This window comes from Ruegeria sp. D7 (assembly GCF_056534355.1).
In genome coordinates this window covers 91,375-113,842 of the sequence record NZ_JBQFPG010000014.1, presented here as the reverse complement: position 1 = coordinate 113,842, position 22,468 = coordinate 91,375, and the positions used below count along the sequence as shown (strand labels likewise).

Here is a 22,468-nt window from a genome sequence, read left to right as displayed (position 1 = left end):
TCGCTGGATTCGGTTTTCCCGAATTCGATCTTCTCAGCGTAGAGACGATTCGCATAAATGCAAATTTTTTATACTTCACAAAACTAAGGTTTTATTTATACATTAACCATGAACCTTATTCAGCTCACAGTGTTTCGCGAAGTGATGGAGACCGGCTCTATCTCGCAAACTGCCAAGAAACTGAATCGCACTCAGCCGGCGATTAGCCTTGCGTTGAAAAACCTGGAAAAAACGCTGGGACTGACCCTGTTTGAACGCAAGGGAAGACGCCTGGTTCCGGTTCCTGAAGCGCACTACCTTCTGGCCGAAACCACAGGCATTCTGGACCGTCTCGCCACCATCTCCAGCACAATGGAAGGGTTGATCAAAGGGCATGCAGGCAGCCTGAACATCGCAACGATGCCCGGGCCGTCCGCCTTTTTGTTCCCGCGTTTCATCAGCCAGTCGGTCGGAGAAAACCCCGATATTCGCATCACTCTTTCCACCCGCAGTTCACCTCAGATCATGGAGCTTGCAGGGACCCAGAACATCGACTTCGGATTTGCTGATTTCGAACATTCAGCGGGCAAAGAACCGCAGTACTCTGCCGAACTAATCAAAGCAGATTGCTTCTGTGCCATTGACCGCACCCACCCACTTGCTTCGCGTAAGAGCCTGACACTGTCTGATCTGAACGATACGCCCATGGGCGGCTTGCATGCGTCACACCCATTCCAGCGCAAAATCCGGCAGGAATTCGAGGAGGTCGGTGCTGAGTACAATCCGACAGTGACCTGCCAGTATTTTCAGCCGCTCATCCCCTTCGTCAGCTCCGGGCAATGTTGCAGCATCGTTGATCCGCTGACCGTCGTGACCGAGCAAGGATTGAACCTGTCCGACGGAAAGGTCGCTTTTTTGCCATTCAAGAAACCGCTCAGATATGAATACGCGATCCTTGAACCCAACCACCGGCCGCCGTCTCAACTGGCTTTAAAGATCAAAGCTGGATGGAAAGCCGAGGTCTTAAAAATGTTGGAAGACGTGAAGGCGAACCCTCACACAGAATGGATTTTCCAGGCCGGGCGTGAGTAAAACTGATCGGCCCCAATGAGTTGATCTCTTGATCGCTCGAAGCGATTTACAGCGTCAAGTTGATTTGAGAAGATCGACGGCTGGTCGGAATTCACTGATTTAGAGTAACGCAGTTTTCGGTCGGCACCGATGACGCACCAACCATCGAATATTCATACGAATTGTTTCAAAGGAGCGTTTCAACCGTTTCAGATGGCTCAACAATTACCCCTTTTGGACACAATTTTGTCCCAAAATAAAATGTAATTGCACTCAATAGTTATCAATGTGGCATGATCATGATGCTTGTCGTCCAAATACCGGCGCTTAACGAGGAGGAAACCCTTGCCGAAGCGATCGCGGCAATTCCCCGATCGATTCCTGGCGTCAGTAAAGTTGAAGTACTGGTCATCGACGACGGCTCCACCGATCGGACCGTTGAAGTCGCCTGGAATGCCAAAGCTGATCACGTTCTGGAAATGAGCAGCCATGTCGGCCTCGCCCGTGCGTTCAGTGCCGGCATCGAGTATGCGCTTTCTTTGGGCGCCGATGTGATCGTCAACACCGATGCAGACAATCAGTATTGCGCAGACGACATTCCCGCCCTGATTGATCCGATACTGAAGCGTAAGGCACAAATCGTGGTCGGCGCTCGCCCGATCAGAGAGATCGAGGGCTTCTCGCCGTTGAAGAAAACCCTTCAGCGGCTGGGCAGTTGGGTCGTGCGACTGGCAAGCAAGTCAGAAATCCCTGATGCGCCCAGCGGATTTCGCGCCTATTCCCGAGATGCCGCTGCCCGACTCTGTGTTGTCAACACTTATACCTACACTCTGGAAACCATCATTCAGGCCGGACGCAAACATATCCCGATGACCTCGGTGCCTGTTCGGGTCAACAAGGTAACACGCCCGTCTCGTCTGTTCAGAGGTATCGGAGAGTATGTCACCCGCTCAGCAAGAACTATTCTGCGCGTTTTTGTGATCTATGCACCATTGAAGTTCTTCCTGACGCTTTCGGCAGTATTCGCCTTGCCTGGCTTAATCGGGGTTGGGCGATTTCTCTATTATTACGCGACAGACGGGGGGGCCGGGCATGTTCAGTCGCTGGTTCTGTCCGGTGTGCTGCTGGCAATGGCCACGATACTGTTCGCCGTTGGTATCCTGGCCGATCTTATCGCCACCAACCGTAGTCTGCTGGAAGACATCCGGGCCCGAGAGTTGCTGCGCGCGCCGATTAGACCTACTGAAGTAATTTCCCTCGACCCGGTCAGGGCGGTAGAGAATGGATAATCCGGCGCTAGGCGATCAACGAAACGCCGGATTGGTAGGGGCTATCACTCTTGATCGAGTGGTACGTGCGAGCATTGTCGTTGTCTTCGTGTTTATGCTGGTGCTGGCGTATACTCACAATGTGAATTGGGACGAATTCTATTTCCTGTCACATGTCCATGCCTTCCTCGACGGTCGATTGGACCGTCCAATGCAGACCTTCTTCGTGCATGGTTTCACATGGCTCGATGCGCTGCCGGGTCATGAGATGGAACAGATATTTGCAGCCCGGCTTGTGATGGTTGCATGCGTCGGGCTGACCACAATTTCTGTGCACCGTATCGCCCTGTATTTTACCGAACAGCGATTTGCCGATATCGCTGCTCTGGGTTTCCTGACTTCAGGCTACGTTTTGGCCTATGGCGCCAGTTTCCGTGCCGATCCCATTGCTGCGGCGTTACTGACTTCTTCGATTGCAATCTTGCTGACCACGCGCCTGTCTGTCTGGCAAACACTGGCGGCAGCGCTTCTGAGCGCTCTGGCCGTACTGGTTACGATCAAATCGGCACTCTATCTGCCCGCATTTCTGGCCGTGCTGATATGGAGGATCGAAGATCGAATAGCGGTACGGCACATCATTATCACGGGTATCTTGGCGGCTGGCATTTGCGTGTCATTCTACCTCTGGCATGCGTCTGGCCTTCGCGTCGCCGAATGCAACCAGACGGCAAACAATGCAAAGGACGCGCTGAATACGACGCTGTTGAAAAGCGGCATATTCCCACGATCAACTGAATTCATTAGTTGGGCTATGCTCAGCCTCCCACAGATCATTCTTGTGGGGATCGGACTGTGTGCCGGTCGGAATGCTCGGCGGGTTCTGCTGATTGCGCTCTTTGCTGCACCGCTCCTCTCGGTGGTGATCTATCGCAATGCCTTTGTCTATTTTTACCCCTTCGCTACCCCACTCCTGATGGCAGCCGTCGCGATCGGAGCACAGAGGCTTGGATCATCACGACGCTCGGCACAACTGGTGATGGTGATGCTTGCGGGGCTTTTTGTCCAGGCAGCCCTAGCACTGCAAGATCGTGCAGGAAACCAACGCGCCACTATTGCGGAAATTCATCGCCTTTTCCCAGATCAGGTCGCCTATATTGATGACAGCCACATGATCGCAAGTTTCCCGAATCCTGGTTTCTTCATGTCAGGCTGGGGCGTTGCACGCTATCAGGCGGCGGGCCAGCCCGTATTTGCCAAAATCATCGCAGAACAGCAGCCGCCTCTACTTATCACCAACAAAACTGCTCTGACGCTGACGATGGACCCAAGTTCGGCCAATGGAGCCGAGTCTGTGCTGCTGCCTGAGGACCAAAAGATATTACGCGAGTCATATGTGCACTATTCGGGATCGATCTGGCTTGCCGGAGGATCAGTGACGCTGACCGGCGAACCGGTTGAATTGGCACTTCCGTTCCCCGGGAGGTATCGGGTCGAAACCAGCCAGCCAGTACAGATTGATACAAGTGCCGTCGCGTCTGGAGACATTCTCAGCATTGGGGCCGAGGCAGTAACAATCAACGGACCGAAAGGTGTTGCTGCCAGGCTGATCTGGGATACTGGTGTGGCTCCGGTCGCGCCAGAAAGCTTGGATCGAGAGGTTTATACCGGCTTCCGGATGCTTTCGCTATGAATGCCGATATGCCTCTTTCCCCTCGGGTGGTCAGCACCACTCCGATACCATCTGAGCCCGGCAACAAGCGGGTGATTTTTTGGGGAACATATGATCTTAGCAAACCCCGTACTCGAATTCTCCGAACTGGATTGCAAGAGCTCGGCGTAGAAGTAATTGAAATCCACGCAGAGATTTGGCCCAAACACGCGGATAAAAGCCAATTGAACATGGCTGTGATGATCCGAGTGTTGTTCAGCGCGCTCTTGGCCTATCCGCTTCTGATCCTGCATTATTTGCGTGCGCCTCGTCATGACGCAGTGATGGTTCCCTATCTTGGCGCGCTCGATACATTGGTGTTGTGGCCCTTTGCCCTGCTACGTCGGCGGCAGATCACCTGGGACATGTTCCTTTCGCTTTACGACACTGTCGTTAACGATCGAAGTATGGTTGGAGCCAAGTCACTGCCGGGCCGGATGCTTTGGGTCACTGAATGGCTGGCCTGTCGGGCAGCGCATCATGTCTTGCTCGATACGAAGGCGCATGCCGAGCATATTGCACGGATCTTCAATTTGCCTGAATCCAGGATTGGAGCAGTGCCGGTGGGAGCTGAGCCGGGATCCTTCCAGCGTCTGCCTCCTCCTGCGCGCCACGACGGTCCCACTAGAGTGTTGTTTTACGGACAGCTCATCCCGCTGCATGGGCTTAAAACGATATTGACGGCAGCTACCTCGGATCGAGGTCGCGATATCAATTGGCGCCTGATTGGCACCGGGCAAGAGCGCCTATTGCTCGAGACAGCTCTGGTGGATGCGGAGCATAATCATATCTCCTGGCAGAAGTGGGTTCCCTATGAGGAACTGACCGAGGCAATTTCAAATGCCGACATCTGCCTCGGCATTTTTGGCGCCTCTGGCAAGGCTGCGTCAGTGGTGCCGAACAAGGTTTATCAGGCGCTGTTGTCAGGGCGTTCAGTGATCACCCGAAGCTCACCTGCCATGATCGAAACATTCGGCACCGAAGCTCTCGGGGTGAAGCTTATCCCTCATTCAAATCCCGAAGCGCTGCTGGATGCCATCGCTGAATTGAGGCACGAGGGCTATCCGGTAATGCCTGAAGACAAACTGAAAATGGCCCAGCCGCATGAGATTGCGCGGACTCTTTGCGGATACTTGTTTCATTGTGCACCTCAAGCCGGATAAAACTGTGGTCGACATGAAAGAATCCCGCCGCAATACTAAGACCCATTACGGTACCGTAATCAGGCATAGGCATTTCGGCCTGGCTATTCCGGCTCTTCAATGGGTGCCGGCCCCGCGTTACTTAATGCGGAGAAATGTTATTCTTGGACTGGCCCAAAGGCTGATGCCCGGACGACTTCTAGAAATCGGATGTGGGGCTGGTGCATTGCTAGACGACTTGGCGGGAATGGGGTTTTCATCGGTTGGTGTGGATAAGTCTACTTCGGCCCGACGTATTGCCACGGCAATTTTGGATGGAACCAGAGAAGTAGAGATTCGCGAAACTTGTCAGGGGCTAGCGCTGGAAAGCTTTGATCATCTAGTCGCTTTCGAAGTACTGGAACATATTGAGGACGACTCAGCGGCGCTTATCGAATGGGCACGCTATTTGAAACAAGACGGTCATTTGATGGTTTCTGTCCCAGCACATCCCGAACGCTGGAACCCAGCCGATGTCTGGGCAGGTCATTTCCGGCGATACCGGCGGAAGGATCTTGTTGACTTGGTTGAAATGGCTGGCTTCAAGATTGAGCTAGTCCAGTGCTACGGCTTTCCTCTGGCAAATATTATGGAACGGCTGATTGCTCGGGTCTATGCCAAACAGACCCAGAAACGCGGCGAAAAGATGAACCAAGACGACCGCACTAGCGCTAGCGGTTCGGATCGCAACCTACTGACGCTTATCTGGCCTTTCTACAGCTCGTTGCTCGGAACGCTGACAATGCGGCTAGTCTGGAAAGTTCAAAAGGTGTTCCTTAACGGTGATCGTGGCATTGGATACATCATCGTCGCGCGTAAGTACTAAACATGGCTACCGCCCTGCGCTATATCGGCACCGCTGCTGCCCTGATCTTCATCGGAATCATTCTGGTTCGACACGCAGGAGACATTGCAGTGCTCGACCTCGGGTCAGGCCGCGCCCGTTATGCACTGCTAGGTGGGTTTACCCTTTATGTGCTGTCGCAGCTCGTAGGTGCTGTGGCTTGGGGGGTGACGCTAAACATCTATGACGTTGCCCTACCGCGCACACGCGCTGAAAGTCAGTTAATGGTATCGCAGATCGGGAAATACATCCCCGGCAATGTTGCCCACCTTTTGGGACGTTTCGCCCTCGCACGGAGTGATGGAGTGCCATCCGCAATTATTGCGTCATCTCTTTTGCTCGAGATCGGTTTTCTGCTCGCCAGCGGTGCTCTGGTCGTCGGAATTGTGCTCCTGACCATGCCCGATCTTGTCGCCGCAGTAATTGCAGACCTTCCAGGATCCTGGCTCGATGGACAGATGACAATCATCTTCTTCGGAATTCTGGCCTGCATCATGATTGGCCAGATTGTAATCTGGCGCAAAGCGGGAAAACCGAAACTTAAATCTTCAAAATGCTTGATCCTGTTGTTTCTGCATAGCTTCAACTTTTTGATGCTGGGTTTGTCACTTTGGTGTGTCGCACGGGCGATCTACCCTCAGGGTGGTGCCGGTATATTGCAATGCATCGCAATCTTTTCGACAGCCTGGGTCATCGGTTTTCTGATGCCGGGCGCACCCGGTGGTATCGGTATTCGAGACGGAATTATAGCTATCGGACTTGGCCTTTTCACTGATCAGGGAGTCGGTCTAAGCGCTGCGATCGCGCATCGCGCGATCTCGGTTCTGGGGGATGTAGCTGTGTTTGGGCTTGGCCTAACCCTGCGCCGATATCTAAGCAGTAGTGAGCACGAAGCTGTATAAGTTTCAAAATTTGGATCAGGTCAGCCAGACAATTTGCAGCGGAGTCTATCGTATCTGAAGGTCGCCATGCGCTGTCTCAGGCGCTAGGGTGCCGTCTTCTATTCGTTTCCAAACGTAGTGCGACTTCTGGTGCGTACTACATTCCTTGAGCGCACCCAGCATCGCCCAAAGCCAGGGTTGAGGTCGTTCAAGTTTGACCCAAACCTATCGTGAGTTTTGAGCAGGCAACCGATCAATGTGCTTTTTCACAACATCGTTCGAGAGGGTCGCGTTCAGTCGCCACTCACCTAACGGGATGACCGGCTTGTTTGCGGCCTGTGCATCAGGTTCAAAAGTAACAACAATGGTTTCACGCTTGTCACTTTCATCAAGATCAAGCTGGATCATGAGCCGTGTAACGCCTGAATTCGGATTCTGCATCGCACATTCAGAATTGAATGCCGTTTCGCAAGGATTGGCTGAAAGTTGAGAGAAGGTGGCGTTTGGCGGCGACAGAATGCGCGCGGTTAGTTCTTTCCCATCCTGACGCAATGTGGCCTTGGAGCCATCGACTGTTAACTGCGCTTCGGTATGCATTGCCCACGCCACCCGCCCCCGTTGATCAGAGCTAATTTCATCCTGAACCAACACTGTCGTTCCGTCGACAAGAGCTATTCCTCGTCTGACCGTTCCCTTGGGCTTTCCATAGGCGTCTGAAAGATCGGCGATTGCAAAATCGAAACCCGGAAACTGCGCCAACTCCTCAACATAGGCCCGCCCCGTTTCGATTTGATTTGCCATGTCAAAGGTCAGTGTATTCTGCCCGATCGTGGCCGTTCGATAATAGTCAAAACGTTTGTCAGTAAAGTAGCCGGGCAATTGGTAATTTCCGAGCCCAAGATCCACCCCCCAACGTACACCGTCGGCTTCAAGCACAAAGGTGCCCGCATCAAGGTCATTGTGATGGCTGCTAAGCGGGCCAGCCTTGAGGCCGATATAGCTGGCCTTAGGGTCATTCCAACCAGACCGCATGGTTACGATCCCAAGCCCTCCAGACCAATAGGATGTTGATCGGGCAGTGATTGGTTCACTATTGCGACGCTGCTGCCAGATCAGCTTGAATGCTGGATGGGAAGACCGCATTTTGCTATTTATCTTAGTGCCGTAGCCCGGATGATTGAACCGCGACGCCAACCAGGTCAATACAACAAGGTCAGTGCTTGTATCGCTGTCTCCAAAGTTAAACAGCATGCCAGTTGGCCCAGATGCATGGATCAGGAACTCACCAAAATTCTCCAACCCTACCATTTTAGAGAGATCAAAATCATGCCCGAGGACGGAAACAAGCGCATCAAACGCCACCGCCGCGTCCCGGGCGGACAAAGCCCCGTACATCGGTCCTTCTGGCCAAGCCCCATCCGGAGCGAACATTGCCAACCCATTTCTAAGTGAAACCTGCGCTTGCTCAATAATATGATCAGCCAGTTCCGGTTCTGTTTCTGACACAACCAGAGCAGCGACGATCATTCCCGCATTACAAACGATGTTCCAGTTGAAGGATGCAACGGGCCAGGCGATATCCGCAGTAGCCGTCCCATCAGGAAGCGACGCGGGAACAGATACTGGATTCACCCAGCGTTGGGGGGCGACCCAACCCTTGTCATAATAAAGCGTATCCAGATCGTAGATTTTTGCGGCTTCTTTCAACCCCTTCTCCACAAGTGCCGATCGAATAGTCTGATGATCCTCTTCGGCCAGATTGTCACTAATCCAACTGTATCCGAGCGACACCGCCAAAGTGACACGGCTTAATCCCAGAAAGTGTGCGGGCTGCCATGTTTCCAGTTCCGAAAACTGCAAGAGCTCGGTTCTGGCGCGATCAACATATCGACTGTCACCGGTCAATCGCCAAGCCAAAGCCAATGTGGTGAGGCGTTCGACCGGACGTTGTCCAAATCCACGAAAAGCTTCGTGAAGCTGACCATCTCCATTCCGAACTGCCTCAACAATAGTAGGCGACTGCAAATGCGCTTCTGCACTGTCAATCAATGCCTGATAGTCAGCCGCGAATACCTGATCGGCTGCGCGCTCTGTTTCTATGCGCTGCACGATCTCATCCGTTAGAACGACTTGCGGCACTGAGTTTTGGGACAAAGCGCTTGTAGCGCAAAAACAAGCGAAGGACAAAACGAACAAAAAGAGGGCTTTAATCGGATTCACACTTCTAACGGTTGCGATCATGGGTTTCTTCCGCACTGGAAACGCCTGCAACCCGACTCTGCAGCGGTGGCCAAATTCTGTCAAAGACATCCGATTAGTTTAGCTTAGCAAATTGATATGCTAAACGCCCCGCCCGGCAGCCTATTGGAGTAATGTTTAAGTAGAGCCGAAAGGACAAACGTAAAAAAGCCAGCCACGAGAACCTAGCGCAAGCGATCCGAGCATTAATATTATGGTCGCATGGCTTGATCACGGAACCGAACCGGAAACGAGGCCAGTGCCCATCGATTTTCATGTGTTTGTTTTCGTTCCCGGCCTAGCGCAGACCGGGAACCACTTATTGGAGTGCTTCAGGCGATGGACATGCCGAGCGCTTCAAGTTGGTCTGTCAGGGCGCTTTCTGCTTCGGCAACACTGTTCCAGTCATCAGCCGCCAGGTTACCAAGATCCAGATCCTCGGCCTGAACATCCTGAAGTGTAACGGTATGGCCGCCATTTCCGACAACTTCAAAGATAAGATCGCCATCAATTTCGGTGACCGACACATCGCTTTCGCTCAAAGCGTTGAAATCGATGATATCTTCATCGGCATTAAAACCGATAATCTGGGTCTTTACCCCCCAGTCCCAGGTAAGCTCTGCCACATCCGCTTCAGCGCCGAAGGTCACAACTCCTGGTGTTTGGCTGTTTCCGGGTTCGTTGGTTCCACTACCGATATCTGGTTGGGTCGATCCCCCTGTCAGATCTCCGACCCGTGTCTGATAACCGTCTGTCGTCGCCCCGACAGGAGCCTGTGGGGTCAGCAGTATGGTGCGAGCAACCAACGTCACATCGTTCTGGTCAAAGCCAAATGGTACCTCGAGATTGTCTTCCATCACCTGATCAAAATGGAATTCGACCAGACCCGGGATCAGGTCAGCCTTGGTCACGCCGGTCAGCGTGATGCTTTGTCCGGTCGGCAAGGATGAGATCACCAGACCATCGCTACTGTCCTCGACGCTAAGTCGCTCGCGGGTTCCGAAATACAGGAAGCTGATCTTCATCGTTGAAGGATCAAAGCCGTCAATAACTTCGTGCACGCCATATTCGTGGCTGCGAACATAGACTGTGTCAGCATCGCGAGGTCCTACGCCCTGCTCCCAACTAAGAACGCCGCCCATATCCTGACGGAGGTGTTCGTTGCCGACCACACCAAAGCTGTCGATGGTCACGTCCTGGAAGGTGACACCTTGCACGATTTGCGCCGCGTCCGACCATGGGCTGTCGATAACAATCTCGCCGGCCTTGGATTTGGTGACGATCATGCCGTGAACCGACGTACCGCCAAAGTCCAACTCGTCCACACCGGGGCGGAATCCGGTTATGTCGTCAGCGTTGCTATCGGCCCGGTATTTCACCCCGCCCGTGTCTGTATTGCCGGTGATCGCGGGCGGGTTTGACCCGTCTGCATCATAACTGAGGTCATAGCCCTCTCCTTCTCCCGGCGAGACGATAACTTGCCCCAAAGCTGTGGACACTTCGTTCAACACCGTCTGATCCGTGATAGAGAAATTGCTAAGCGAAAGATCGGACAGGCCAAAGCCAGTGAATACGATCTGCTTGGTTACATTGCCCGAGGTCAACTCAATTCTAACGGTCTGCCCCAGAGCGTCCCCACTCTCTTCGAAAATCGAGAAGTTATCAGCCCCAATGTCCGGTCCGATTTCAATGACATCTCCCATCGCGGGCAGGAAGCCTTCGACCGTCTGTGCCTCGCTGGCAAGGCCCAGCATGACGTGCATATGTTGGTGGCTATGGCCACCGCCACCACCGTCTCCGCCACCATCGCCACCGCTGGTCGGCATTGAGCCATCAGTGCCTATCAGCCCAACCACTTCAGCTGCGGCGGTATTGTCCAGAATAGTGAAGTTTGCCGGGCTCAGCTCAGCAAGTGTCACACCGCTGAGGGTCGTGGCCTGGTTATTGGACGGGATCGAGAACACAACCGCGCCATCAACCTCGGCAACCTCCAACGCGTCTGCACCGACCCATGCGATGAAGATCGTATCGGTCGTAGGGTCGAAATCCGGGATCGTTGCATTCGTGCCCCAAGCCCAGTTAATCACCACATCCGCAGTATCTTCTGTGGTGTCAGCAGTCCCGTTGCCGGTCGGTTCCGTGGGTTCCGGATGTATGACCGGTGGGACAACGGGCGGCGACGTATTCCCGTTATCGGTGCCGCCATTTGTATCCGTGGGCAAGACACCGTCGGTGTATACCTTGATAGCGTCTTCGATACTCGGCGCGTCATAACCGCCGAATTGCGAGACATACCGCAGGATCGAAGTACCGTATTCATCGGTGGATACACTTCCACCCTGAAGCAGAGCCAACGTACCCCATGCCCCCCGCAGGTGCGCGGCGGCCATTATGCCAGTGAGACTGAGCGTGACAGAGACGGCCTGGCCATTTTCCAGATAAGTGCGTGTCGTGCCGAGATAGTCGGACAGGCTCTCTCCCTGATAGCCCAGCCCGGTTTCGATGACTTGAAGATTGTAGCCAAAAGCTTCTTGAATCGCGCGCTCCTGCGCTTCGGCGGTTGTGAACTCTGCCAGCGAATTCACCCCGTTCTTACCGGTCCACGTGCCATCCCAGGTGTTCGAAGCCGCGCCATTCCCATAATAGACATCATCGGTGTAATACCCGAGGTCAATTAACAGCGCCTCGCCGAACTGATATCCAACAAAACCAAGCGAGTTCATCGAGCGATAGGACATCGCGTCCCATTCATCACTGCTTAGATCAGACCAGCTGGAATAGCTTGGATAGAAGTCGTCAACGGCCCCTCCCGCCCATTGGTTCAGCTGCCAATCCTGAATGATTCCTGCGTCGTATCGATCTCGATCCCAACCAGATTCAAATGCACGCAAAGCGTCGCGAAATTCTTCATATGTTCCATTACTCATCTTGAAACAGACTCCCATCTTGTCGTTGTTTCAGCCCAAGTATTTCGGCTTTATTAGCCCGATGAATTCAGGCCCAACTTGCGTAACAAGTCAGAAGTTCAGGACACGTTAAGAGTTCATTAACGAATTAATCTGAGCGGATGCGGGCCTAGGCCAACCTTTTGATGCGCTAAAAAACGCTGTACGTCAGTGGGTTATAGCGGGGTTTGAGCAAAAGATCGGTGCAGTTGCGCGAGTCTTCGCCAAATTTGGAATGTCGCAATAATTAACTTTGCATTATTGCCAGATCGAACTGTTAAGAAAGCCGCATCCGAGCCAGACCGGCTGAGGCGTTTTTTGGTAATCAGGCGATGATCAGAGACCCCAATCCTGTGATTGCTGAGCCGTCAGCTCGCTGATGTGCTGCATGACATCGAAATGCTCATCAACACCCTGTACGCTGATCACCTTTTGGCCATTTGCCGTGACCCAGTGAGTGCTGGAACGCCATTCGATCTGAAGTTGATCCAGAGACGAGATCCCGAACCCTTCCAGATCGATAACAATCGAGTCGTCAGCCTCAAAATCCCGGATCACCTGACCACCATACTGGCTGCCCGGGCCGGTAATGACAAAAGTATCGCTGCCTTCGCCACCGAACATATTGGCAAACCCGGCTTCTGAAGACTGGTCTGCATCAAGGATGATGACGTCGTTGCCGTCTCCACCATTTGCATTGGTGATCATCGCGCCTTTGCGGATCACGATGGTGTCATTGCCGTCGCCGCCGTTCAGAGTAGCGAACTGATTGAGCGCACCGCCAACAATGTAGTCATCACCAGCACCACCATTCAGGGTCAATCCACCACTGCCGGTGTCGCCGATCATGTAGTCCCAACTATCGGTGCCATCTACGGTAACGAGCTCTTCGCCGACCTCGGCATCAATCCGGTTGCCATACTTCTCGAACCACTCCAGCGTGTTTGCACCAAAGGGCGGTTCGTAGACAACCTGATAGCCTTCTTCATCGTTGCCAACCAAGCTGCGCAGGTCGATGTATGACGGGTCAAATCCGTTCCCGTCATCGTCATAGCGCACGATGATCTCGTCTGTCAGCTTATTGAACAGAACGATCTGACCGTTTTCGATGCGGTGATCCAAATCGAACCAGCCGGACATCCCGTAAGCGTCGAGGTCGATCTCGATCCGATCGCCTTCGCTGGCGTCGAAATCGGTGATCGTGTTCTCGCCGCCGTTCAGAATGAAGGTGTCAGCTCCTCCGTTACCGGTCAGCACGTCTTTGCCATCACCCGAGGTGAAGACGTTATCGCCGTCGTCGCCGATGATCACATCATCATGGTCGCTGCCATAGATGTTCTCGACGCTCCAGAGCAGATCATAGCCTTCCTTGTCGCGAATCTCGTCATTGAGATCGAACGGATTGGCGCTGTTGCCATGCCAGGCCCAGTAATACTCACCGCTGGCATCTTCCGCCTTGTTGTTCATGTCGACATAGATGCCGCTCAGACTGTCACCATACCAGGCCGTGTCATTGCCTTCTCCACCATACAGCTTATTAAAGCCGCCACCGCCAGCCATGATATCGTCACCGCCAAAGCCGTAGAGAACATCATTGCCGTCATTGCGGATTTCGGCCTCGTTTCCGCCGTGGGTATCGCGCTCGGACGTATAGGCTTGCAGAACGTCGTTGTGGTTTGTTCCCAACTGACGATCCTCGTCATGAAAGCCGACCATCGAAACACCGCCGAACGCCCCGAATGTGACGAACTTGCTGGTTCCAAGACCTGCAAGGTCTTCACTGCTCAGGCCAAGGTCGATCTTTTGGCCCAAGCCATAATGCGCACCATCCGGCCCCGTGATCAGAGCGGTTTCTTTCAACCGTTGAATGAAGGCATCTGTGTTCTGCTGCGAGATACTTGTTGCGCCCGGAAAGATGTTCGACGCCTCATCCCAATAGAAGGTTGTAATCACCTTGAACTTGTTGTCGGCCGGATCAAGCGCGACCAGATCGAATGCCGCGCCATCAACGATCGATGCCTGCAGGTCCAGCGTTACTGGCCCCTCCACGTTGACTGGTACAATGATCTTGTCTTCAAGCGGGTTGAAGTCGAGGATCTCGACCAGAGAAACCTTCGGCGGGTTGACGGTTTCGACAACCTGCTCCTCGGTCTTGAACATGTTCTTGATCCCGTCGATCAGGCCTCTGGCAAGGTTGATGAACAGCTTCGCGCCCGGCAGCATCTTGGCGAGTGCCAGATTACCTGCCTCTTCCAGCCACTCTTCGCCCAGACCATTCGATTGGTTATGGTTGGGATCATGAGTTGTTGGTTCAGGCACAGAGCCAATAACGAACGTGTCGGCCCCTTTTCCACCGTAAAGCGTGTCGGCAGAGGTTTCGTCGATATGCCCGGTAAACAGGACATCATCACCGTCACCGCCGACAAGAAGGTCGTTACCAGTACCACCGTACAGTTTGTTGCCTTCATTCCCGGCAATCAGGATGTCATCGCCTTCGCCGCCAACAAGGATGTTCTTGCCTCCGCCGCCAATGATCTTGTCGTTGCCGGATTCGCCGAACAGCTGATCATCACCTTCACCTCCATCGATGTAGTCGTGGCCACCGCCACCATAGATGACATCATTACCGCCATCACCGAACAACTGGTCGTTCCCACGGTAGGCGATGATGATGTCATCTCCGTCACCGCCCGAGATATTGTCCCGATGATGATAGTTGGAATAGTAATTCTTGATCGAGGTGCCGCCATCATAGTTATCCCAGTTTTCGGGGTTCCAACCGTGGATGACGTTATCCCCGTCATTCCCTTCGATACGGGTGTAAAGATATGTCCCCTTGCTTTGCCCACTTGAGAGACGGTGCATCAGGTTTTCAAAGCTCACCTCACCGTCTGCCATTTTGTATTCACCACGGGCTTTGACATCGCGGCCGACATAGGTGCCGCTGGTGTCATGCAGATGGGTCCCATATTTATCCCACCAACCGCTGTGGCCATCGCCAGGTGATTTACCACCGGTCCAGACGGGAATATCAGGTTTGTTGCTGGCTACAGTCTCGTCGTCCGAGGCTGAATCTTCCCAGACGTAGTCCTGCAATTCACTGCTTTCTTCCGACAGCAGACTAACCGGCGGGATCACGATAGGATCGTCATCCGTTTCACCAAGACCAACCGATATGTTGAACGTGCTCGCCGAGTTGGGCTGGAATTTTGATTTGCTAACATGTTTCATGTCTTTCCTCCTGTTTCCTGGATGGTCGACACCCGAGGTTCGGGCCCATACGCATCACAGATCATAGGAAAGATGTGGTTTTTCAGGCTGTTGATCTCAACAGGCGAAAGCCAGTTAAGTTGTTACAAAGTATGACAAAAATGGAATCCACGGCCTGAGAAAACCAGCAATCCGGCTGGCGCCTGTTTCAGGCCCCAGCCGGTGAGTTTGGTTTTCCCTCTGTTTGCCCGGGCGTCCGTTTCAACAGGAACTAAGACGCCCGGATTTTGGTTGCGCAGCGATAGATGATCGCTGAGCTTTCGCCCCACTTAGGCAACCATATCGACAAAGAAGCTGTCGGTCGGAACGGGGGTTCCGCAGATGTCTTCGCCGCCTGCAGTCGGTACGATTTCGCACAGCGGCGGAGGCGCCATTTCCGTCAGGTCATACTCATCCTCCGGTACTTCGGTGCCGCATTTGGGCAGCGGCAGGATCGGGGGTACAGCGATGACGTCATCACCCTGATCCAGAACGATCGGATCAAAGGGCAGCGGGTTCACTGCAACCAGATCTTCACCGTCCTGAGGCACTTCGGTGCCGCAACGGGGATCAGGCATGATCGGCGAAACTGCAGTCACATCGTCACCTTCACCAGCGGGAACCGCACCATAAGGCAGCGGGGCTACTGCGATCAGGTCTTCACCATCCTGCGGAACCTCGGTACCACACCGGGGGTCAGGCATGATCGGGGAAACTGCGGTGACGTCGTCACCTTCACCGGCAGGAACCGCACCAAAAGGCAGCGGGTTCACGGCAACCAGATCTTCGATGGGATCGGCAACCAGCGGATCAATCGGCAACGGATTTACAGCCACCAGGTCTTCACCATCATTTGGCACCTCGGTTCCGCACTTTGGAAAAGGCTGAATCGGGGGCACGGCGATGACATCGTCGTTGGCTTTCTCGAAGCTCGTAGCGGTTACATGTTTCATTGTATTTCTCCTTGTTACACACTTTGTTTAGCACCCAAAAAATCTTAGAAACTTCCTCCTCGGGTATAACAAAAAGGTGGTTATCCGACCCCTTCATTACAACGCGAAAAAGGGGGCTAAATTGTTACAAAGTATGACAAAAATAGGCTCTCAAGCCGGGCATCATCTCTTTTCAGACAGGACGCGCTTCCAAGATGTGGACCAGCACCCGCTCAGGTACCACCTTCGCCCCTCCTCGCCTTCAGGATCGAAAAAACCAGCGCCATTTCTGGCGCTGGTTTTAGCTGTTTCTTCCTATTGGGCAGCTCACATCATGCGGTCGATCAGACCTCCCGGAACGTGGTCCGGATTTGTTTACTGAGAGGATCAAGAAGGTACTGGAACAAGGTACGTTCGCCGGTTTCGATGAAGACGTCAGCCGGCATACCCGGCAGCAGGCTCAACTGGCGGTCAGACAAAAGTCCGACAGCCTCCTCGCTTAGTGCAACCCGCGCCTCGTAGTAGGGTAAGCCAGTTATCTGATCTGTTTTCAAATCAGCCGAGACAAACTCAACGTGCCCATCCAACCGAGGGGCAACATGTTGATCGAACGCCCCGATCATCACGCTCGCAGCCTGGCCCAAGGCGACATTGTTGATGTCCTGTGGCATGACACTAGCGGTCACCACCAACCCGTCATCCTCGGGCACGATCTGCATCAGCGTTTCGCCCGGAGACACTACGCCGCCGACTGTATGCACCCCCAATTCATGCACGATGCCATCCGCCGGAGCCCGAAGGTCAACCCGCGCCAGCTGCAACGCGGCCGCGCTCCGACGTTCTTTCAAGCCATCCAGTTCGACCTCCAGCGAGGAGATCTCGTTCATCACCTGCTCGCGGAAGGTTTTTTCCAGTTGCAGGATATGGATACGCGTCTCACTGATACGACCACGGGCGACTGCAATCTGAGAGGTCAGGCCGCCACTATTACCGACAAGACTGCTTCTTTGACGCTGCAAAGTCGTCACCCGGGTGCCAGGCACTAAACCCTTTTCAAAGAGCTGCGTCAGACCCTCCAATTCGCTGTCGATCAGTTTGATCTCTTCTTCGGAAGCTTCGCGCTGCGCCTCCAGGCCCACAATTTCCTGCTCTGCCTGTTCGATTTTCTCTTCCAAGGCCGCGACCTCACCATCCTGCGACAGACGACGTGCTTCCATCACCGCGCGCTGCGTTGCAAGTGCGCGGTCAACTTTGTCTTCGTCTTTCCGGGACGCAAGCTCCTCGGTCAGTACGAGATCGTCCAGACTATCGCGCTCGGCCGTCAGACGAACTAACTGCGCTTCAAGCGCCACGAGCCTGTCATCGACCAAGGCTTGGCTGCCTGACAACAGCTGATCATCAAGTGTCAGAACAACATCGCCAGCCTGAACCCTATCTCCGTTTTTGACGTGAATGGCGCCGACAATACCTCCGTCGGGATGTTGCACAGCTCTGAGGTCGGACGAGACCACCACACTACCAGCCGTCACGACCGCCCCGGACATCGGGGCTTTCATCGCCCAACCACCGAATCCTATGGCGAGCACTGCAATTGCGACCAGACCAAAGCCGATGGATCGGGTAGAACGATCCCTAAACCCTTCGGTCTTCGTGTTGGAATTCTTGTTGGTATTCATGACTTCCTCCATTCATTCTGTTTACAGCGCCGGCCTGGGTCAGCCCGTGGCGGCAACGATTTCTGTTTGTTGGGGTTGTTCGACGGTCTTCTGTTCAGCAGCAGGCCGTGCAGCTCCGGCGGCGGCCTGATTGCGTTGACGCAACCGCTCCATCACTTCTGTTCGAGGACCAAAATCTCCGGCGCGACCGTCTTCCATGATCAGAATCTTGTCGACTGAACCCAGCACGCTCGCCCGGTGCGCGATGACGATCACAATCGCCCCGCGTGCCTTGGCGGCGAGAATGGCATGGTTCAGTGCGGCCTCACCCACGGCATCCAGATTCGAGTTGGGCTCGTCCAGAACCACCAGAAATGGATCACCATAAAGCGCTCGTGCAAGGGCAACACGCTGTCGCTGACCACCGGACAAGGCCGCGCCACGCTCGCCAACCGAGGTGGCATAGCCGTCTTTGAAACTAGCGATCAGTTCGTGAACACCCGCTGCCTTGGCGGCGGCAATCACCAACTCGTCCGTCGCCTCGGGATCAAAACGCGCGATATTCTGGGCGATCGTTCCGTCAAAGAGCTCAACATCCTGCGGCAGAAAGCCAATCTGGGGGCCAAGCTCCTCAGGCAGGTACTGGTCGATCGGCACACCGTCGAGACTGATGCTGCCTTTGGCCGCCGACCATGCACCAACAAGTGTGCGCGCCAAGGTTGATTTTCCGCTGCCGGTCGTCCCAATCACAGCCAGTGCCTCGCCTGCTTTCATATCGAAACCAACACCTTTGAGAACAGCGGCAGTGGCCATCGGAGGGGCAGCGATCAGGCCGTCAACGGTCAGCGACTTCTGTGCCTTGGGCATGGAAATACGACGGTCAGCTTCGTCACCAGAAAGAGTTTGCTTCAGCTGAGCCCATGCTTGCCGGGCAGCAACCAGATTGCGCCAACTACCGACCAGAGTCTCGATAGGCTGCAAGCCACGGGACATGATGACCGATGCCGCAACGATTGAACCAGCCGATATATGTCCATGGATGGCAAGATAAGCGGCGACCGCAAGAACGGCGGACTGAAGTGCCAGGCGGAACACCTTGGTAAAGCTACCAGACACTCCGACAGTAGTGGCCGCCTTAGCACTCGCACCAAGGTGGAGATCATTCACATCTTGCCAGGTCTTGCCCAGATTGGACTGCATCCCCATCGCGCGAACCATTTCGGCATTCCGGCGGCTGGCTTCTGCCAGACGGTTGCGCTTGGCTGAATGCTCAGACTGAACGCACGCGGCAGCGCGGACCTTGATATCCGTAACGATGGCAATGGCAACCAATGCCAGCGCGCCAATTACACCGACCATACCTAGCCACATGTGCATGGCAAAAACCAATCCCAGATAGACCGGGATCCACGGCAGATCGAACAAAGCTCCGGCACCTTGGCCCGACAGGAAACCGCGAATTTTTTCGACATCTTGAATTGCCGCCGCAGGGTTGCCACCCGGACGGTTGCGTGACGGCTCGGACAAAGTGCAATCAAACGCTGTTCGGGTGAGCCTTTGTTCAAAGCGATGCCCCATGGCAACCAGCACACGGGTCCGCGCGCCGTCAATCAAGGCCATGAACAGGTACAGACCGGCGACAAGTGTGCTGAGCGCGACAAGCGTATTCACGCTTTGGCTAGACATCACGCGATCATAGATCTGAAGCATGAAAATCGGGCCTGTCAGCATCAATAGGTTCACAACACCGCTGAAAACGCCGGTGGCAATCAGATTGCCCCTCAGCGCGCGCCGAGCGCTGGCAAGTTGTGGATGAACGGATGAATGCTTTGACATAGCTGGCTCCCAATAAAAACTCTGTGGGTGATACTTGGAGGCCAGCCGCCGATGACCCAAGGGCTTGTCACACTTTGATTCAATTGACGAATTTGGCCGGTTGTTTGCCGATCTGGCGAAACCGAGTGCCCCGAAATGCGGTATCGGTGGGTGAAACCCCTTTGCATCATCAGCGGCATAGCGGTTGCAATTTCCACTTGGGAATGCGGCGGTATTTGAATTAGCGTCCCAAGTGAGGGGGATGGGACAGGGAGCCTACGCGCAATGCGCTGGAATGATCTGACACTTCGAACACAAGTTATGAGCATCGTGCTTATCAGCTGGACGATTGTCGGCGTGTTCTCGGTAGTCACCGACGTGGTCCAGATCCGAAATTCTCGCGCTGAAGAGATCCGAAACAGGGGCGATGCCTTTCTTGCGCAGGTGGTTTCAACCCTCGCCCGCGTGCCTCCTGACAGCCGCTCCGAAGCAGCGCTTGGTTTCTTTCCTGCAGAATGGAGTGTCAGGGTCGGCACGCAGGATGCAGCAACCACTTTGGCCAATGGCCGCGACCGCCCGAATCTGGCTAACTGGCTGACGGCGCGGCTGGAACACCGTGGGATCGCCGTCGCGGAACTGTCCGTGGCAGACACGGTCGTTGACGCCAAACACGACCAAAGCGCGCTGTTGCAACTGTTCAAGAGCCACTCGGGCGAACCTATCGATGCAGAAAGCGTTGACGCGTTTCTGGTGAGCGTTTTTTCGGTCCGGCTCAAGGATGATGACGAATGGCTGAACTGCTATTTGCTCATGAAAAACAAGAACATTGTACCTTTGGTCATCGTTGGCTCAATCGACAGTCTGGTCGCGCTTACCCTGCTTTGCGCACTTGCGTTTCTTATTCAGAAAGTGATGCGACCGCTGAGCGCGATGGCCGTCAATGCCGAGTTGATCGGCCGGGGTGAAGAAGTCGGCCCACTCGTCGAGGCGGGTGCCATTGATATCCGCCACACAATTATTGCGTTCAATCGCATGGAAGCCCGGATTGTTCTGGCGCTTGAGTACAAGACAACCTTGCTTCGTAGCCTCGGGCATGACCTGAAGGGACCGATTGCCCGGATGCACGATGCGATCCAGAAATTGGAACCAACAGCACCCAAAGAGCAACTGCTCAAGCGGTTGGAAACCATCAGTGATATTGTGAATTCCGTCACCGACCTCAACCGCGAAACTCATCACGATGGAGAGCTTGCACGCCTGGATCTGCGATCGCTGATTGAGGCGTTGGTAGATGAACAGGTAGAAGCGGGCCGTGATGTGACCTGCACTATCGAACAGTCTGCTGTGGTCAAGGGGCGACACAATGCGCTTACCCGGGTTCTTAGGAACTTGCTGGAAAATGCGGTCAAATACGGGGGCCGAACAAGTGTTTCTTTGACCACGTCGAATGATATGGCGGCAATTCACATAGAAGATGAAGGACCAGGTATCCCAACCGAACAACTTGAAACAGCATTTGAGCCTTTCCAGAGACTAGGAGCCACCGAACCCGGCACGGGCCTCGGCCTCGCCATAGTCCGGGCGATTGTGGTTGATCAGGGGGGCACTGTAACGCTTGAGAACCGCCCGAGCGGAGGCCTTAGGGCAAATGTGCTGTTGCCGCTTGATACCGGAGTTCAGCCGGGACGAAAGATGTAACCCTGCCCCCAGACCGTTCGAATATATTCCGGATTTGAAGGGTCGCTCTCAATCTTCGATCGCAACCGTTTGATCAGAGCATCAACGCTTCTGTCTCCTGCACCGCCATGCTGTCGGGTCCGGGCAACGGCAAGAAGGTCTTCTCGGGTACACAACACGTCCGGGTTTTCAGCAAAGAAGCGCATAACCCGCACTTCGCTTGAGGTGAGTGTGATGAGACGACCATCTTCACTTTTGAGATGTCGCTCGTTTTCAACAAGCTCCCATTCTCCGAACCGGGTAACCCTGGATTTTCCCTGCGTTCCACCAGCACGCCTGCGCAGCACAGCACGCACGCGCGCGAGGAGTTCCAACTCGTTGAATGGTTTAATGATGTAATCATCCGCGCCCAGTTCCAGCAGGGAAATCCGCTCGGCGTCGTCATTAATCGAACTGATCATGATGATCCCGGCATCTATGCGCGAAGCGATCTCGTGACATAACACCTTACCACTAGTTCCTGGCATCACGAGGTCCAGCAGAAACAAGCTGTAGGTTTCATCAGCCATCATCAACCGCGCAGCGGGTACATCTTGCGCGTGTTCGATTTTGTACCCTTTGTCAGTCAGAAATGCACAAACACCCTGAGCAAACTCGATGTCATCGTCACAAATCAGAATGTGCTCATCATAGCCAGCGGATTGATCCGCGACGTCTTGCATAGCTCTTCTCCTCGGGACGATGCCTGTCGTTACGATAACAACATTTGCTATTCGAAGCTGTCAATGTTGCAGAGAACGATCAAACTGTCCGGTACGCAGCGACCGCAATCGCCACTCATGGCTAAACCAGACAGTCATCCACCGAGGCATTCCGGGCGATTGAAAAGTTTGTCACGCCAAACAGCAAATTCCTCCCTCTTCCACCACTTTCCGCAGGTGGCTGAGTGCAACGAAGCAATCTTCGTCAGAGACTTGGTAGCAGGCCTTGAATTTAGTGTATCGCGTGTGCCCCGACTTAAGTGC

Annotated in this window: 14 protein-coding genes; 7 read left to right on the top strand and 7 right to left on the bottom strand. The window is 54.1% G+C overall.

What is annotated here, in order from left to right:
* The first annotated feature begins 108 nt into the window (after positions 1-108).
* The 6 genes from ACRZ9U_RS17420 (at position 109) to ACRZ9U_RS17395 (ending at position 6,953) form a co-directional block, all read left to right on the top strand.
* Positions 109-1,071 carry a LysR family transcriptional regulator gene (locus tag ACRZ9U_RS17420; protein ID WP_170407114.1) on the top strand — a complete coding sequence of 321 codons (963 nt, stop codon included), beginning with the start codon at positions 109-111 and terminating at the stop codon, positions 1,069-1,071.
* A 281-nt stretch (positions 1,072-1,352) separates the two neighbouring features.
* Positions 1,353-2,339 carry a glycosyltransferase family 2 protein gene (locus ACRZ9U_RS17415; protein ID WP_480444193.1) on the top strand — a complete coding sequence of 329 codons (987 nt, stop codon included), beginning with the start codon at positions 1,353-1,355 and terminating at the stop codon, positions 2,337-2,339.
* Positions 2,332-4,008 carry a glycosyltransferase family protein gene (locus tag ACRZ9U_RS17410; RefSeq protein ID WP_170407111.1) on the top strand — a complete coding sequence of 559 codons (1,677 nt, stop codon included), beginning with the start codon at positions 2,332-2,334 and terminating at the stop codon, positions 4,006-4,008. The genes ACRZ9U_RS17415 and ACRZ9U_RS17410 overlap by 8 nt, the downstream gene beginning before the upstream one ends.
* The gene (locus ACRZ9U_RS17405; protein WP_480902515.1) at positions 4,005-5,189 is read left to right on the top strand and encodes a glycosyltransferase; all 1,185 of its coding nucleotides are present in this window, start codon (positions 4,005-4,007) and stop codon (positions 5,187-5,189) included. The genes ACRZ9U_RS17410 and ACRZ9U_RS17405 overlap by 4 nt, the downstream gene beginning before the upstream one ends.
* A 13-nt stretch (positions 5,190-5,202) precedes the next feature.
* A complete protein-coding gene (locus ACRZ9U_RS17400; RefSeq protein ID WP_170746926.1) occupies positions 5,203-6,033 on the top strand; it encodes a class I SAM-dependent methyltransferase in 831 nt (276 codons plus the stop codon).
* A gap of 2 nt (positions 6,034-6,035) precedes the next feature.
* Positions 6,036-6,953 carry a lysylphosphatidylglycerol synthase domain-containing protein gene (locus tag ACRZ9U_RS17395; RefSeq protein WP_170736163.1) on the top strand — a complete coding sequence of 306 codons (918 nt, stop codon included), beginning with the start codon at positions 6,036-6,038 and terminating at the stop codon, positions 6,951-6,953.
* A 204-nt stretch (positions 6,954-7,157) separates the two neighbouring features.
* Here the strand turns inward: ACRZ9U_RS17395 and ACRZ9U_RS17390 are convergent, their stop codons facing one another.
* The 6 genes from ACRZ9U_RS17390 to ACRZ9U_RS17365 all read right to left on the bottom strand — a co-directional run bounded on the left by ACRZ9U_RS17390 (position 7,158) and on the right by ACRZ9U_RS17365 (position 19,787).
* Positions 7,158-9,071 (bottom strand): heparinase II/III domain-containing protein, encoded by a 1,914-nt coding sequence (locus tag ACRZ9U_RS17390; protein WP_170746925.1) that lies wholly within the window; start codon positions 9,069-9,071, stop codon positions 7,158-7,160.
* A gap of 431 nt (positions 9,072-9,502) precedes the next feature.
* Positions 9,503-12,097, bottom strand: a complete 2,595-nt coding sequence (locus tag ACRZ9U_RS17385; RefSeq protein WP_480902510.1) for a hypothetical protein — start codon at positions 12,095-12,097, stop codon at positions 9,503-9,505.
* Positions 12,098-12,451: 354 nt separating this feature from the next.
* Positions 12,452-15,346 (bottom strand): hypothetical protein, encoded by a 2,895-nt coding sequence (locus ACRZ9U_RS17380; RefSeq protein WP_170407093.1) that lies wholly within the window; start codon positions 15,344-15,346, stop codon positions 12,452-12,454.
* Between the two features lie 308 nt (positions 15,347-15,654).
* Positions 15,655-16,317, bottom strand: coding sequence for a hypothetical protein (locus ACRZ9U_RS17375; RefSeq protein WP_170407091.1), 663 nt, complete (start codon positions 16,315-16,317; stop codon positions 15,655-15,657).
* Between the two features lie 323 nt (positions 16,318-16,640).
* Positions 16,641-17,972 carry an HlyD family type I secretion periplasmic adaptor subunit gene (locus ACRZ9U_RS17370; protein ID WP_170407089.1) on the bottom strand — a complete coding sequence of 444 codons (1,332 nt, stop codon included), beginning with the start codon at positions 17,970-17,972 and terminating at the stop codon, positions 16,641-16,643.
* 39 nt (positions 17,973-18,011) lie between these two features.
* A complete protein-coding gene (locus ACRZ9U_RS17365) occupies positions 18,012-19,787 on the bottom strand; it encodes a type I secretion system permease/ATPase (protein WP_170407087.1) in 1,776 nt (591 codons plus the stop codon).
* Positions 19,788-20,087: 300 nt separating this feature from the next.
* Here ACRZ9U_RS17365 and ACRZ9U_RS17360 point away from each other — a divergent pair, with 300 nt between their 5' ends.
* Positions 20,088-21,464 carry an ATP-binding protein gene (locus tag ACRZ9U_RS17360; RefSeq protein ID WP_170746924.1) on the top strand — a complete coding sequence of 459 codons (1,377 nt, stop codon included), beginning with the start codon at positions 20,088-20,090 and terminating at the stop codon, positions 21,462-21,464.
* Here the strand turns inward: ACRZ9U_RS17360 and ACRZ9U_RS17355 are convergent.
* Positions 21,443-22,165, bottom strand: a complete 723-nt coding sequence (locus ACRZ9U_RS17355; protein ID WP_170407082.1) for a response regulator — start codon at positions 22,163-22,165, stop codon at positions 21,443-21,445. The two genes, ACRZ9U_RS17360 and ACRZ9U_RS17355, sit on opposite strands and share 22 nt — an antisense overlap.
* Positions 22,166-22,468: the final 303 nt, after the last annotated feature.